The sequence below is a fragment of the Bacillus sp. LH1 genome (assembly GCF_057924895.1).
The window spans coordinates 631677-646237 of sequence record NZ_CM175007.1; the positions used below are offsets into that span (position 1 = coordinate 631677).

13 protein-coding genes are annotated in these 14561 nt (G+C 35.8%); 7 read left to right on the forward strand and 6 right to left on the reverse strand.

Features of this window, described 5'->3' with window-relative positions; all coding sequences use genetic code 11:
* Positions 1 to 1350, reverse strand: a complete 1350-nt coding sequence (locus ACX9TM_RS03225; protein WP_000338314.1) for a peptide MFS transporter — start codon at positions 1348 to 1350, stop codon at positions 1 to 3.
* A 380-nt stretch (positions 1351 to 1730) separates the two neighbouring features.
* Positions 1731 to 2699 (reverse strand): ABC transporter substrate-binding protein, encoded by a 969-nt coding sequence (locus ACX9TM_RS03230; RefSeq protein WP_001010276.1) that lies wholly within the window; start codon positions 2697 to 2699, stop codon positions 1731 to 1733.
* 172 nt (positions 2700 to 2871) lie between these two features.
* Between ACX9TM_RS03230 and ACX9TM_RS03235 the strand changes: the two genes are divergently transcribed.
* From ACX9TM_RS03235 to ACX9TM_RS03245, 3 genes are read left to right on the forward strand one after another with little or no spacing between them, the layout of a single operon-like run.
* On the forward strand, positions 2872 to 3876 hold the full coding sequence (locus ACX9TM_RS03235) for a FecCD family ABC transporter permease (RefSeq protein ID WP_000925232.1): 1005 nt from the start codon (positions 2872 to 2874) through the stop codon (positions 3874 to 3876).
* Positions 3873 to 4931, forward strand: coding sequence for a FecCD family ABC transporter permease (locus tag ACX9TM_RS03240; RefSeq protein WP_000760060.1), 1059 nt, complete (start codon positions 3873 to 3875; stop codon positions 4929 to 4931). The genes ACX9TM_RS03235 and ACX9TM_RS03240 overlap by 4 nt, the downstream gene beginning before the upstream one ends.
* A gap of 12 nt (positions 4932 to 4943) precedes the next feature.
* Complete coding sequence (locus ACX9TM_RS03245; RefSeq protein WP_001167962.1) at positions 4944 to 5765, forward strand: ABC transporter ATP-binding protein; 822 nt, start codon at positions 4944 to 4946, stop codon at positions 5763 to 5765.
* A 28-nt stretch (positions 5766 to 5793) separates the two neighbouring features.
* On the opposite strand, the gene ACX9TM_RS03250 is transcribed toward ACX9TM_RS03245, so the two are convergent.
* Positions 5794 to 6525, reverse strand: coding sequence for a class I SAM-dependent DNA methyltransferase (locus tag ACX9TM_RS03250; RefSeq protein ID WP_065381808.1), 732 nt, complete (start codon positions 6523 to 6525; stop codon positions 5794 to 5796).
* Positions 6526 to 6738: 213 nt separating this feature from the next.
* Between ACX9TM_RS03250 and ACX9TM_RS03255 the strand changes: the two genes are divergently transcribed.
* The 3 genes from ACX9TM_RS03255 to ACX9TM_RS03265 are packed head-to-tail and all read left to right on the forward strand — an operon-like array spanning position 6739 to position 9421.
* Positions 6739 to 7929, forward strand: a complete 1191-nt coding sequence (locus ACX9TM_RS03255) for a glycine C-acetyltransferase (protein ID WP_000095905.1) — start codon at positions 6739 to 6741, stop codon at positions 7927 to 7929.
* Between the two features lie 44 nt (positions 7930 to 7973).
* On the forward strand, positions 7974 to 8939 hold the full coding sequence (locus ACX9TM_RS03260) for an L-threonine 3-dehydrogenase (RefSeq protein ID WP_000723125.1): 966 nt from the start codon (positions 7974 to 7976) through the stop codon (positions 8937 to 8939).
* A 59-nt stretch (positions 8940 to 8998) separates the two neighbouring features.
* Positions 8999 to 9421, forward strand: a complete 423-nt coding sequence (locus ACX9TM_RS03265; RefSeq protein ID WP_001189941.1) for an NUDIX hydrolase — start codon at positions 8999 to 9001, stop codon at positions 9419 to 9421.
* Positions 9422 to 9458: 37 nt separating this feature from the next.
* Here ACX9TM_RS03265 and ACX9TM_RS03270 read toward each other — a convergent pair whose 3' ends face one another.
* The 3 genes from ACX9TM_RS03270 to ACX9TM_RS03280 all read right to left on the reverse strand — a co-directional run bounded on the left by ACX9TM_RS03270 (position 9459) and on the right by ACX9TM_RS03280 (position 13896).
* Positions 9459 to 11342, reverse strand: a complete 1884-nt coding sequence (locus tag ACX9TM_RS03270; protein ID WP_001248875.1) for a vWA domain-containing protein — start codon at positions 11340 to 11342, stop codon at positions 9459 to 9461.
* A 3-nt stretch (positions 11343 to 11345) separates the two neighbouring features.
* Positions 11346 to 12239, reverse strand: coding sequence for an ATP-binding protein (locus ACX9TM_RS03275; RefSeq protein ID WP_000892971.1), 894 nt, complete (start codon positions 12237 to 12239; stop codon positions 11346 to 11348).
* 127 nt (positions 12240 to 12366) lie between these two features.
* Positions 12367 to 13896 (reverse strand): cardiolipin synthase, encoded by a 1530-nt coding sequence (locus ACX9TM_RS03280; RefSeq protein ID WP_000743030.1) that lies wholly within the window; start codon positions 13894 to 13896, stop codon positions 12367 to 12369.
* A 214-nt stretch (positions 13897 to 14110) separates the two neighbouring features.
* Here ACX9TM_RS03280 and ACX9TM_RS03285 point away from each other — a divergent pair, with 214 nt between their 5' ends.
* The gene (locus ACX9TM_RS03285) at positions 14111 to 14464 is read left to right on the forward strand and encodes a hypothetical protein (protein WP_001106379.1); all 354 of its coding nucleotides are present in this window, start codon (positions 14111 to 14113) and stop codon (positions 14462 to 14464) included.
* The last annotated feature ends 97 nt before the right edge of the window (positions 14465 to 14561 follow it).

A 14561-nucleotide genomic window follows, 5' to 3' on the forward strand; every position in this document is an offset into this window, starting at 1 on the left:
TTATTCCATCATATGTGCAATTTTCTTAGAGAACATAAGAAGTACTAATCCCAGTACAATTACGATAATACCGATACTTGCGAATACTTCTAAATATCCTAAAGATTGAGTGAAAGCAGCTAATTGTCCTGCTAATAAGTTTGCGAAGCCAGTACCAGCTAACCATACACCCATTAATAATGATGCTAATTTAACAGGAGCAATTGCACTTACCATAGATAATCCGATTGGTGATAAGAATAACTCACCGATTGTGTGGAACATGTAAGTGAATACAATGAATAGTAAGTTTGCTTTCATTGTAATGTTACCTTCATCGCTACCAGTTTTTAAAACAGCTAAAGTTAGAACTAAATATCCAATCCCTAGTAAAATCATGCCTAATGCCATTTTTGTTGGGATTTTCAAATCGCCATTTTTTGTTTTTGAAAGCTTAATCCATAACGCAGAAACAGGTAATGCTAGTAAGATAATGAATAGTGGGTTTACAGATTGGAACCAAGGTGTTGGAATTGTAAATCCACCAATTGTACGATCGACGAACTTATCTGTGTAAAGTGTTAAAGAACTACCAGCTTGCTCAAATCCTGCCCAGAAGAATACTACGAAACAAGTTAAAATTAAAATTGCAGCAGTACGTTTTTTCTCTTGTGTTGTTAAAGGTTTTTTCTCAATTGCTTTTGCATTTTTTTCTTTAGATTGTTTACCTACAACAGTTGTTCCGATAGACCCTAAGTAACGAGGTGCTAAGAAATTAAAGGCAAGCTGCCCAATAATCATACCGATACAAGCTGTTAAGAAACCGTATCTATAATCTGCAAAGTAACCGCAAATGAATGGAGCGATAAGAGCTCCTAAGTTAATCCCCATGTAGAAGATAGTGAAGGCACTATCACGACGAGAATCATTTTCGCTATATAATTGACCTAATAAAGTCGAAATATTTGGTTTGAAGAATCCGTTACCAATAACCAATAATCCTAATCCTAAGAAAAGTCCAGTTTTTGTGTTCATTGAGAATAATACAAAGTTACCAATTGCCATGATGATACCACCAATAGTAATGGCATGTCGCTTCGTAATGAAATGGTCAGTTAACCAACCACCAATAATAGGTGTGAAGTATACTAACATTGTGAAAATACCGTAAATTTGAACTGCAACTGCTTTATCAAATCCTAAACCGCCGCTTACTAAGCTCGTTGTTAAATAAAGAACTAATAAGCCACGCATTCCGTAATAACTAAATCTTTCCCATGCCTCTGTAAAGAACAACAAGTATAACCCTGGTGGATGTTTTTTTGGTGATTGTTGCTCTCCAGCTTTGTCTAATTTTAAAGCTGCATCCATTTTTGTTTCCCCCTAATCCTGTATAACGGATATTTATGTAATCATTTTAGTTTACAAAATATTTAGAAGTCAATAGAATTATATGGAAATAGAAAGAAAATTTCTAAAAAAGTTCTATTTTTCTTCGACCGTTACTGTATTTTGCCCTGAAAACGAGATGATAAGCGTTTTCAAATGTAATAATTGAATTCTAAAAGAAAATAAAATAGTGATTAATCAGAAAATTTAGATTAAAATATTTATTCTGATATAGAGAAAATATATTCTATTTACTTTTATAATATAACATATTGGGAATAAAAATACAAAATGAAATAATGTGACACTTCAGTGAAATAGAAAATAGTCAGCACCATAGGAGGGTGCTGACTAGAGGTGTATTATTTAACAAAGCGCTTTTCGATGTCATCTAGTAATAGGTTAGCAGCAATTACACCGCCAGCTGTATTCCAAATAACATCGTCGACTTTGTATGCTTTACCATTCTTTACGGCATTTAAATTTTTAAATAGAGGATCGTTTATATATTCTTTTTCTAGTTCAGATCCTTTTTTCTCATTTCCTTTATCGAATGTGAAGTAGAATAATACGTCACCATCCATAGCAGAAATACGCTCTTTAGATACGTTACGCTCTGCAAAATCATCTTTGTTTTGATCTCCAGGACGTTTAAATCCAAGTTCTTTTAAAATAACACCAGAGAATGTATCGCCATGATAAATACGAACATCACCAGGCATGAAACGAACCATAGAGATTTCTTGATTTACTTTATCGCCAAGTTTGCCTTTTAAATCTTTCATACGTGATTCGTAATCAGCTACAACTTTTTGACCTTCTTTTTCTTTATTTAATGCTTTTGCATAAAATTTGAAGTTATCTTTCCATTCACCACGTAATGTTTCTGAGAACACAGTAGGTGCAATTGCTTTTAATTGTTCGTACACTTTTTCGTGGCGCATTTTGTTACCGATAATTAAGTCTGGTTTTAAAGAAGCGATTGTTTCAACGTTAACTTGTCCTTCATCACCAACAACTTTTACATCTTTCATTTTATCCTTAATATGTGGATACCATGGGTCACCAGTCCAAGACTTTACAGCACCAACTGGTTTCACACCTAATTCAAGTAAAGCTTCAGTTCCTTCATTTGTTAAGATAACTACACGTTTTGGATTAGCAGGAACTTCTGTTTTACCCATTGCATGTTCTACAGTAACCACTTCTTTTTTATTATCTTCTTTTGTAGATTCTTCTTTGTTATTTGATTTTCCACAAGCGCTTAAAAGCATTGAAAATGCTAGTAAAAATACAAATACTGTAAACGATTTCTTCCGCATGAAATTCATTATGTACCCCCTATATGTTGAGAATATTTTTCAATAGCAAGCATGATATTAAGCCTTTATCTTTTGATTGTCAATACATATGGGTGAAAATAATTCTCATTTCCGTTGACAATGAGAATTAAGTTGAAATACACTAACAACGTATCATTATACATTGAAGGGGAAACGCTGCATGTTATTAAAAACAAATCGAGCAAAATGGATTGGATTATTTGTTGGAATCATTGCAGTCGTTATTTGTATTTGGGGAAGTATTATTTTCGGATATACAAATACGAGTTGGAAACTAGCATTGGATGCTTTTTTCCATTTTAACGGTTCCAATGAACATATTATTATTCAAAATGTACGTCTGCCTAGGGCGTTAATTGCAGCTAGTGTTGGTGCTAGTTTAGCCATTGCTGGTTGTCTTATGCAAACTTTAACTAAGAATCCACTTGCTTCTCCAGATTTTATTGGATTAAATTCAGGTGCTGCGTTCTTTATAGTTGTAGCAATTGTAATCTTTTCAGTAACATCATTATCAGCTTTCACATGGATTGCCTTTTTAGGAGCGGCGGTTGCAGCTGTACTTGTATTTGCTTCTAGTTCTTTAGGAAAAGAAGGGACTACTCCTCTTAAGTTAACGTTAGCAGGGGTCGCAATTAGTGCATTATTTTCATCATTAACACAAGGATTACTTGTGTTAAATGAAAAAGCACTTGAAGAGGTATTATTTTGGCTTGCTGGATCTGTGCAAGGGAGAAAGTTAGAAATTTTACAATCTGTATTCCCATATTTATTAATAGGATGGATTGCATCTCTTATGATGGCAGGGAAAGTAAATACATTGATGATGGGAGAAGACGTCGCGAAAGGACTTGGACAACGAACAATTTTAATGAAATCATTCGTGTTACTTATTATTGTACTGTTGTCTGGTGGTTCAGTTGCGGTTGCTGGCCCAATTGGATTTATTGGAATTATTACTCCGCATTTTGCGAGATTTCTTGTTGGAGTTGACCACAGATGGAGAGTGCCTTATAGCGGATTGTTAGGTGCAATACTACTAATATTGGCTGATATAGCAGCAAGATATGTCATTATGCCACAAGAAGTACCAGTAGGAGTTATGACAGCATTTATTGGAGCTCCATTCTTTATTTATATTGCACGTAAGAGAGGGCTTAGCAAATGAAGAAATATATTCCGTTTCGTATAGGAAAAGGTGAGCTCTCGTTTTTAATGTATAAACGAGCTTGTCTCGTCTTGTTAAGTTTACTAGTTGTTTTAGTAGGATTATTCTTTGCGAGCGCAGGTATGGGGGACATGAAAATTGCTCCTTATGACGTATGGCAAGCAATTACTGGAAATGGCGATGCGATGTCAAATATGGTTGTAAATAAGTTTCGTATGCCACGTATTTTAATTGCTATCCTCGTAGGAATTGCGCTTGCAGTAGCGGGCTGTATTTTACAAGGGCTCGTTCGAAATCCACTTGCTTCTCCTGATATCATCGGGATTACGGGCGGGGCAAGTGTTGCAGTTGTATTATTTTTAGCGCTATTTAGTGATAAAAATAATGCGCTAACTGTAAGCATTCATTATATGCCGTTAGCAGCTTTTGCAGGAGCAACGATTGTAGCGGTTTTTGTATACTTATTTGCATGGAAAAATGATGGATTATCACCAATTATTCTCGTTTTAATTGGTGTTGGATTTTGGGCATTAACGAAGGCGGCAACAACATTATTTATGTTGTTAGCACCAATTTATCAAGCGAGCCAAGCGAATGTATGGATTACGGGTACCGTTTATGGCTCTTCTTGGCAAAATGTTATGGTACTTGCACCGTGGGTTCTCATTTTAACGGTAATATCATTTATAGCTGCTAGACATTTAAATGCGCAAGAGCTAGGGGATGATATTGCGGTAGGACTTGGTGTTCCTTTAACGAAGTCACGCGTATTCATGTTATTACTTAGTACGGCTTTAATTGGGGGAGCAGTTGCCTTCGCCGGAGGGATTGGATTTGTCGGTTTAATGGCACCTCATATTTCACGAAGGCTAGTTGGTTCTTTATACGGTGCATTGCTCCCAGTTGCAGCTATTGTCGGTGCAATTCTAGTACTTGCTGCAGATTTAATAGGGCGTACAATTTTCACACCACTTGAAATTCCAGCAGGGGTATTTACATCAGCAATTGGTGCACCTTATTTTATTTATTTACTTTATAAAAGTCGGAATTCATAAAGGGAGATGAATATGCAAAAAGCATTGGAGACGAAACGCTTGACGTTGTCTTATGGTGAAACAATTATTATTGATGAGTTGAATTTAGAAATTCCAAAAGGTGAAATTACAATCTTTATCGGTTCCAACGGTTGCGGGAAATCAACTTTATTACGTTCACTAGCTAGATTATTAAAGCCAACAACTGGTGACATTTTGTTAGATAATCAAGCTATTCAAAGTATGCAAACGAAGCAAATTGCTCGTCAAATGGCAATTTTACCGCAAGGACCGCAAGCACCAGAAGGGCTTACAGTATTGCAACTTGTAAAACAAGGACGCTATCCATATCAAACATGGCTGAAACAGTGGTCAGAAAAAGATGAGGAAATGGTACAGAAGGCACTTGCAGCAACAGGTATGACAGAATTTGCTGAGCGTGATGTGCATGCTCTTTCAGGTGGGCAGCGTCAACGTGCTTGGATCGCAATGACACTTGCACAAGATACAGATATCATTTTACTGGATGAGCCAACTACATACTTAGATATGACTCACCAAATTGAAGTGCTAGATTTATTATTCGAATTAAATGAAACAGAACAAAGAACAATTGTTATGGTATTACATGATCTGAATTTAGCATGCCGCTATGCAGATAACATTGTAGCAATTCAAGATAAACAAATATATGCACAAGGTAAACCTGAAGAAGTGGTAGATGAGAAACTAGTACGTGATGTATTCCGAATGGAGTGTCAAATTAGTACGGATCCGTTGTTTGGAACACCGCTTTGTATCCCTCACGGAAGAGGAAGACGTGTAGTTAAAGAAGTTGCTCAGGCAATGAGATAAAAAAACGATGAGTGATTCATCGTTTTTTTTATTTGGTACAAGAAAATAAGAGGAAGAGAGGAATACGTAAGTGACGTTTATACTCTTCTTCATCTTGAAAATAGGTTGGATTTGGTGTAGCTTCTTTTAATGATGTAATGGTAAATCCGGCTTGCTGTAATAATGTGAAATACTCTTCTGTTGTACGATGATATTTAATAACTTCTTGCTCAATCCATGGTTCAACCCGTTTGCCTAGTTTAAAATAATCATCGACGAGCCAACTCGTTCTTTTACCACTTGTTTGTAAGCTTTCAAATGAAGAAGTAATAACGGGATGTTGAACGCTAAAGGTAAAGGTGCCATTTGTTTTTAAAGTTTGAAATACATTTTTAAAAATAGTATCAAGATGTTCAATATAATGTAAGGCGAGTCTAGATGTTACTAAATCAAAAGTGGAAGAGGGGTAGGTATAATCTTTGAGGTTTAAAAAATGAACAGATCCATTTTTATTTTCTAGTTGTTTTTTAGCTTTTTCATACATAAGTTCGGAGCCTTCAATGCCGGTGTAAGAGTAGCATCCCTTCTCTAATAATTCCGCGCCAAACTTAGCATCACCACAGCCTAAATCGAGAATTTGTTTTCCTTGCACATGACCAATGAGCTGAAAGAATACTGGTTTTTCAATGGATTCATTTGGGCTATTTTCTCGGTATCTTCGTTTCATATATTGTTCGAAAAATGCTGTGTTATTGTATACATCAGATTCTGTAAATGCCATGTTTGAAACCTCCCGAAATATTTTTTTAATTCTATCAAATATGAAAAGTAAATGATAGATTTATTGTAATGAATCATATATAATCTAAAAATGTAAGCGGTTACTTTAAACTATTTTTCTATAATAAATTCTGAAAACGTGTTAAGCTAGTAGAGGGATTATTAGAACTATTAAGACAATAATCCGCTTACATGAACGATGGGAGGCTTCACGATGTCTAGTAAAACACTTGCGAAATTTTTAGAAGAAAATTTAGAGGATTTAAAATCAAAGGGGCTTTATAACGTAATTGATCCGCTTGAGAGTTCAAATGGACCGATCATTACAATTGGCGGAAAAGAATATATTAACTTATCTTCAAACAACTATCTGGGATTAGCAACAGATAGCCGTTTGCAAGAAGCAGCAATTGGTGCTATTCATAAGTACGGTGTTGGGGCAGGGGCTGTTCGTACAATTAACGGTACTTTAGATTTGCATATTAAGTTAGAAGAAACAATTGCAAAGTTTAAACATACAGAAGCAGCAATTGCTTATCAATCAGGATTTAACTGTAATATGGCAGCGATTTCAGCTGTTATGGATAAAAATGATGCGATTCTTTCAGACGAATTAAATCATGCATCTATTATTGACGGTAGTCGTCTATCAAAAGCAAAAATTATTGTTTATAAACATTCTGATATGGAAGATTTACGCCAAAAAGCAATCGCGGCGAAAGAATCAGGTCTTTACAATAAATTAATGGTAATTACAGACGGTGTCTTTTCGATGGATGGAGATGTTGCAAAACTACCAGAAATTGTTGAGATTGCAGAAGAGTTAGATTTAATGACATACGTAGATGATGCACACGGTTCAGGTGTACTTGGAAAAGGTGCAGGAACTGTAAAGCACTTCGGTCTTTCTGATAAAGTTGATTTCCAAATTGGTACATTATCAAAAGCAATTGGGGTAATTGGTGGATATGTAGCAGGGAAACAAAACTTAATTGACTGGTTAAAAGTTCGTTCACGTCCATTCTTATTCTCTACAGCATTAACACCAGCTGATGCAGCAGCTTGCATGAGATCAATTGAAATCTTAATGGAAAGCACAGAGTTACACGATCGCTTATGGGAAAATGGCCGCTACTTGAAACAAGGATTAAAAGAACTTGGCTTTAACATTGGGGAAAGTGAAACGCCAATTACACCTTGTATTATTGGGGACGAAGTATTAACACAAGAATTTAGTAAACGTCTAAATGAAGAAGGTGTATACGCAAAATCTATCGTGTTCCCAACTGTAGCAAAAGGAACAGGGCGCGTTCGTAATATGCCTACAGCAGCTCATACGAAAGAAATGTTAGATGAAGCAATTCTTAAGTATGAAAAAGTAGGAAAAGAAATGGGCATCATTTAAGTAACGACATCTTTTGAATAGCTTGCAAATGAGGAGTGGGGAAAATGAAAAAAATTCTAGTAACCGGTTCTTTAGGGCAAATTGGTTCTGAACTAGTAATGAAACTTCGTGATGTATACGGCGCATCAAATGTTATTGCAACAGATATTCGTGAAACAGATAGTGAAGTAGTAACGTCTGGTCCATTTGAAACGTTAGATGTAACAGATGGACAAAAACTACATGATATCGCAAAGCGTAATGAAGTAGATACAATTATTCATTTAGCAGCTTTACTTTCAGCAACAGCAGAAAAAAATCCGTTATTTGCATGGAATTTAAATATGGGTGGACTTGTAAATGCTCTAGAAGCAGCTCGTGAATTAAACTGTAAGTTCTTCACGCCAAGTTCTATCGGTGCATTTGGTCCATCAACGCCAAAAGATAATACACCGCAAGATACAATTCAGCGTCCTACTACGATGTATGGGGTAAACAAAGTGGCAGGAGAATTACTGTGTGATTATTATCATCAAAAATTTGGCGTAGATACGCGCGGTGTCCGTTTCCCAGGTTTAATTTCTTACGTAGCGCCTCCAGGAGGCGGAACGACTGATTATGCAGTTGAAATTTATTATGAGGCGATTAAAAAAGGTGCATACACCTCATACATTGCTGAAGGAACATATATGGACATGATGTATATGCCTGATGCTTTACAAGCGATCATTTCATTAATGGAAGCTGATCCAAGTAAGCTAGTGCATAGAAATGCATTTAACATTACAGCAATGAGCTTCGAGCCAGAGCAAATTGCAGCGTCAATTCGTAAACACATTCCGACGTTTACAATGGATTATGCAGTAGATCCAGCTCGTCAAACAATCGCTGATAGCTGGCCAAACTCTATTGATGCAACAGCAGCAATGAAAGAGTGGGGCTTTAAAGCAGAATACGATTTAGACAAAATGACAACTGACATGCTGGCTAAGTTAAAAAAAAAGCTCACAGCTGAGTTAGTGATGAATTAATAGGAAGAGTCGATTCTTAGGAATCGGCTCTTCCTCATTTTTGGAAGGAGAGAAGTCTTATGCAAAGAGTTGATGTCGTATATGCACTAATACATGACGAAGAAACAGATAAAATATTAATGGTACATAATGTAGAACAAAACGTTTGGTCATTGCCAGGTGGGGCTGTGGAAAAAGGTGAAATATTAGAGGAAGCACTAATAAGAGAAGTGAAAGAAGAGACAGGTTTAACTGCTACGTTAGGTGGACTTGTTGCGATCAATGAAAAATTCTTTGAAGAATCAGGGAATCATGCGCTATTTTTTACATTCCGAGCGAATGTAGAAAAAGGTGAACTTATTGCGGAAGATGAAGGTGAAATTTCTGCAGTAGAGTGGGTGGATCGAACAATTGCGAATGAGCGCTTCCCATACTATGACGGAGGATTTGAATATTTGTTAGAAGTAGCCATTCCATACAAGTTTCAACCAGAAACAAAGTAATTGAACGAAAAAACAGGAGCCACAAGGCTCCTATTTTCTATTCAATCGTCTTCAGTAATAATTTTTTCAGTAATGGTTTAATCTTCAGTCGTAAATCTTCAGCGTGATTTGCAACTAAGAAGTGATGGTTATAAATGTTTTTCATCAATTGATAAGTTGCTTCTTTCGCTTCGCCTTCTTCGATGAAGATACCGATTACTTCCATACCACTTTTACGCGCGAGTTTAACAGCTTCATGCGTATCTAAAATTCCGTCTTGTTGATAGTCTAGCGCAGAAGGCTCACCGTCTGTGAAGACTAGTAAGAATTTATGTTTCTCAGGTCTTTTGGCAAGCTTTTCAGAAACGATACGAATAATATATCCGTCGCGGTTATCTTCTTCTTCACGAAGTTGCATAATTTCTGGACCAACGTTTGGTAACGTTGAGTTTTTATAATTTACAACTTCATGGATAACGTTCGGCTTATCTTCAGGTTTAGCGCTAGAGGCATCTTCCCAAAATCCGCTAATAGCGTGCGGGATTTTTAAAGATTTTAAAGCTTCATGGAATAGTACAACACTCTTCTTCGTTTCTTCCATTTTGTTATACATAGAACCAGAACAGTCAACTAACAGTTGGAATGCAACGTCGAGCTCTTGTGATTCTTGCCCTTTTTTATAAAACATGCGAGGCTGCTTTTCAGTATAAATACGAAGGAATTTCTTACGAAGTCTTCCGTAATATTTATCACTATTTGCATTCGTTTTATTTTCAATCGTTTTTTCGATAATTTTCTTTAATTCTTTTACATCTTTATTAACGACTGATTTGATAGCTTGGTAATCCTTTTTCTCATCAGGATTTGGTTTACGTGCTTCTTTAAATGTATGAGAAGCGCCAGTGTTATATTTACCATATGCACCATCATTTTGACTAGAAGCGTGTGAAGCCCTTGCTTCTTCTGTATCAGCGCCATCAAAGTTGGATTGTGTACTTTTTTGAGAAGTACCTTGTACAGAACCAAGTGCTTGGTCGCCATCTTCTGATTCACGAGCAGTATCGCCCATCATGTTTGTTTTTGTTCCGCTTTCTAATTCAAAGCGTAAAAAGTTCTCGTTTTCGTTATTTTTATTTTCACGATGCCATGTGGAGAAACTTTCATCCATTTTGTTTTTATTTTCATCGTCATCTATAAGCTGCGTATCATCATTTGCTAAATCTTCGACGCGACAGTTCTTTTCGTCTGCAAGAACAGATAAATAAAGCGGTGCATGTCCGAAATAGTTGTTAAGCATATCACTTTCAAGAAGCTCCTCTAAGCGGTAGCGAATTTTCTCGACGATATACATAATATCTTCCGTATTACGAGCTTGGAATGTTTCATGCAAAATAGCTTCAATTTGTTCGAAATATTCATTATTAAACATTTCATATTTATCGCTCGTTAATGAAAGATAGCATAGGCAAAATAGACGATCACCGTGATAGTTACGAACGCGATTGATTTCATTTTGTGAGCTAAAGTAATTGCGATACATTTCTTTTCTTCTTTTAAAAACATGCTTCGTGCCAGGACGTAAGTTCTTTACAATTTCCTCAACGCGTAAATCTTCTAATAGAACAAATAATTGTGTTAAAAACTTTTTTAGGGGCGATTCTTGCAATTCAATCGCATAAGAACGAATTAAAGTCATGTCCGAGTAATGTTTATTACCAAGTGCTTTTAAGAACACTTCGCTTTTTAATCCGATTACTGTATCTTCTTCTTTTCGATCATCCCAAAAGTGACTAATGACAACTTTCTTTTCAATTTCGTCGTAGTATGCTTTATAGCCATATTCAAGATAGGCATCGTCTTCTTTTAGAAGGGCATACATTAAGTTTTCCATTTGTAGAAACAGCGACGCATCAATTTTTTTGTCACTAAAAATTTGTCTCATAAATTATCCCTCAAAGAAATAACTTTCTGCTAATTCACGGACAGTCATTTGTTCTGTTTCATCATTAAGTTTTGCAATTATGCTTCGTTCAATCGCTCGCATAACAGGAATATATACACCTAAATCACATGCGTCGATAATGCCACGAATACTTGCCGCTTCTTCACTTACACGTCCATCGCGAGCTAAAGGCATAAGGTCGCTTGCAAAGGCAACGAACTTTTCAATTGTTGCAACATCTTTTAATTTTGATTCTGCTAATAATAATTCTTTTAATGTATCACCTTGAATGTAAGGAACTTCAATAATAACAAAACGGTTTTTTAACGCTTCGTTTAGTTCACTTGTTCCAACGTAACCTTCGTTAATCGCAGCAATTACACGGTATTCGTCATCACCGTATACAACCTCTTGTGTAAATGGGTTTGTAATCATTTTACGGTAATCTAATGCGCCGTGAAGAAGTGGTAACGTTTCAGGTTTTGCCATATTGATTTCGTCAATATATAGGAAGTGACCGTTCTTCATTGCTTTCATAAGAGGACCGTTAACGAATGAAACTTCAGATGCACCATCTTTCGTTTGTAGTGTGTTGTATCCTAAAATACCCTCTACATCTAAGTCGACAGAGCAGTTAATGCTATGCATTGGTTTTTGGAATAAAGAAGAAAGAGTTTCCGCTAGTACTGTTTTACCACTACCAGTCGGTCCTTTTAATAGAATGTTCTTGCCAAGAAGAAGTGCTGTAATCGCATCTTCAATAATGCTATTATCAGACGCTTTATATATTTTCGTTCCGATTAAATGTGCGTTTTCACCAGCTTCTTGCTTATTCTTTTCATGAATCGTAGAAAGCTGTTGTTTTAAATCAGCATGTATATGAAATTGTTCTAACATGTATTTCCCACCTAACATTATTTTCATAAAGTAATACATCTTATGATAACTTGTTTTAATATGGTATGCAAAGAAAAGGAAGGAGGATAAAGGGAAAAGAAAAAGCAATCAAGATGAAGTTGATTGCCTACAGTAAAGGAGAAATGAGCCTCATGAAAGACTCCAATATGCGTTTTTTTATACTTCTTTTTTGGAAAGAGTTCCATTTAATTTCAGTTGAATGTTTAAAATCTTCTTCAAAATCACGTTTAATATCGTGAACTGTTTTTGATTCATAAAGTACACTAATAATTTCGTAATTCAATTCAAAGCTACGTACATCCATGTTCGCTGTTCCAATAGTTGCAATTGTATCATCAACGAGTACAATTTTTGCATGCATAAAACCATCTTTATAACTGTAAATAGAAGCACCAGCTTTTAAAAGCGGAGTGAAATAGGATTGAGATGCTTGATCACTAATGATGCTATCACTTTTACCTGGATATAAAATCCGTACATCTATTCCGGCAATTGCACTTAAGCGTAATAATGTTAAAGTTTCTTGATCTGGAATAAAGTAGGGTGTAGCGATCCAAATGGATTTTTTTGCAGAGCCCATAACAGCTAATAATGTATTACGAATACTTTTATCATCGGAGCTTGGTCCGCTTGCTACGATTTGAACAGCACCTTCTGCATTTGAAATCTCTTTACCTGGGAAGTATTGTCTATTCATGAATTGATCCCAGGAATAAGTATTTAAACCACTAGAGGCATAGAGCCAGTCTTCTAGAAAGATTGCTTGTAATTTATATAATGCTTTTCCTTCTATTTTTAAATGACTATCACGCCAAACAGGAAATTTCTTGGAACGGCCAAGATATTCATCACCGACATTGAGTCCTCCGGTAAAACCAATTTCGCCATCTACAATAACAATTTTTCGATGGTTACGATAATTGACAGTTTCAAGTAACCAAGCTGAAAAAATAGGGTCAAATTCTACAATTTCAATCCCAGCTTCTTTCATAGGTTGCAAAAATCGTCGTCTTAACGTATTACTTCCAAGGCCATCATAAAGGAAGCGTACAATAACACCATCTTTTGCTTTTTGTATTAAAGCATCTCGAACTTTTGTACCAATTTCATCAGATTTATAAATGTAGTATTGAATATGTATATGATGTTTTGCTTGCTCTATAGCTCGCAAAATTTCTGAAAATGTTTGATCTCCGTTTGTTAAAAGTTTTGTAGTTGTTTTATCTGCAGCAGGACCGCCTCCAAATTTTTGTATGACTTCTGTTAAATGTATGGAACGTTCATTTAGTGGGACTGTGAGTAATAACTCTAGTCTTCTTCCTTCTAATATTTCACGGAATAATTTTCTTTGTTCTTCTGAACGATGGAGATGTTTTTTTCTTCTCCAGCGGCTGCGCCCGAAAATAGCGTATAATAGCACACCTATAATAGGAAGAAGTGCTAATACTAAAAACCATGCTAATGTACTTTGTGGAGATCTATTTTCTATAAAAATAACGAATGAAATTCCTACGATTGTGATGGACCATAGAGCACCGACAAATGTATATAACGAGATATACGATGTATTTAATAGGAACAGAACGATAGATACAATTGTAAATATTAATAGTAATTGAACGATAGGCTTCTTCATTTCTATATAATTCCCCTAATCTTTTTTCAATATAGACTTCTTAAATAGAAGATGTAATATGACATCTTTATTATAAGGTGTTTTGCTTTTTTTACAAAATATAGACATTTCACCTATACTTTCCGCATTTGTCCTACATACAGTGTACTATCCCATTTTTTATCCCACTCTTAACGCATATGAAAATGAAAAAATCGAAAAGGAGCGGAGAAACATGAATTATATAGAAAATAATGGATTGTATTATCGAAATCATCATGGAGGACACAATCATGGTGGGCACAATCATAACGGTGGACATCATCACCATGGAGGACACAATCACTATGATCACCATCATCATCACGGAGGCGGATGGGGCTGGGGTGGTGGTAGTTCATGGGGAGGCGGATTTTTCCCTGGAAGCTTTGCAGGAGGAGTGTTAGGCGGACTAACAGCTGGTGCATTAACAGGTGCAACAAGTGGAGGGTATTATCCGGCTCCATATCCAGTAGCTTATCCGTCGCCATACCCTGTAACGTATCCAATGCCATACCCAGGTTATCAGCAAATACCATATTCGTATTAAACTAAAAAAGAGGCTATCCTCTTTTTTAGTTTAATACGGTATTTATTTATAAAATACTTCCAAAATTAAGGTGAAAATATGTTAATATTTTGTTATT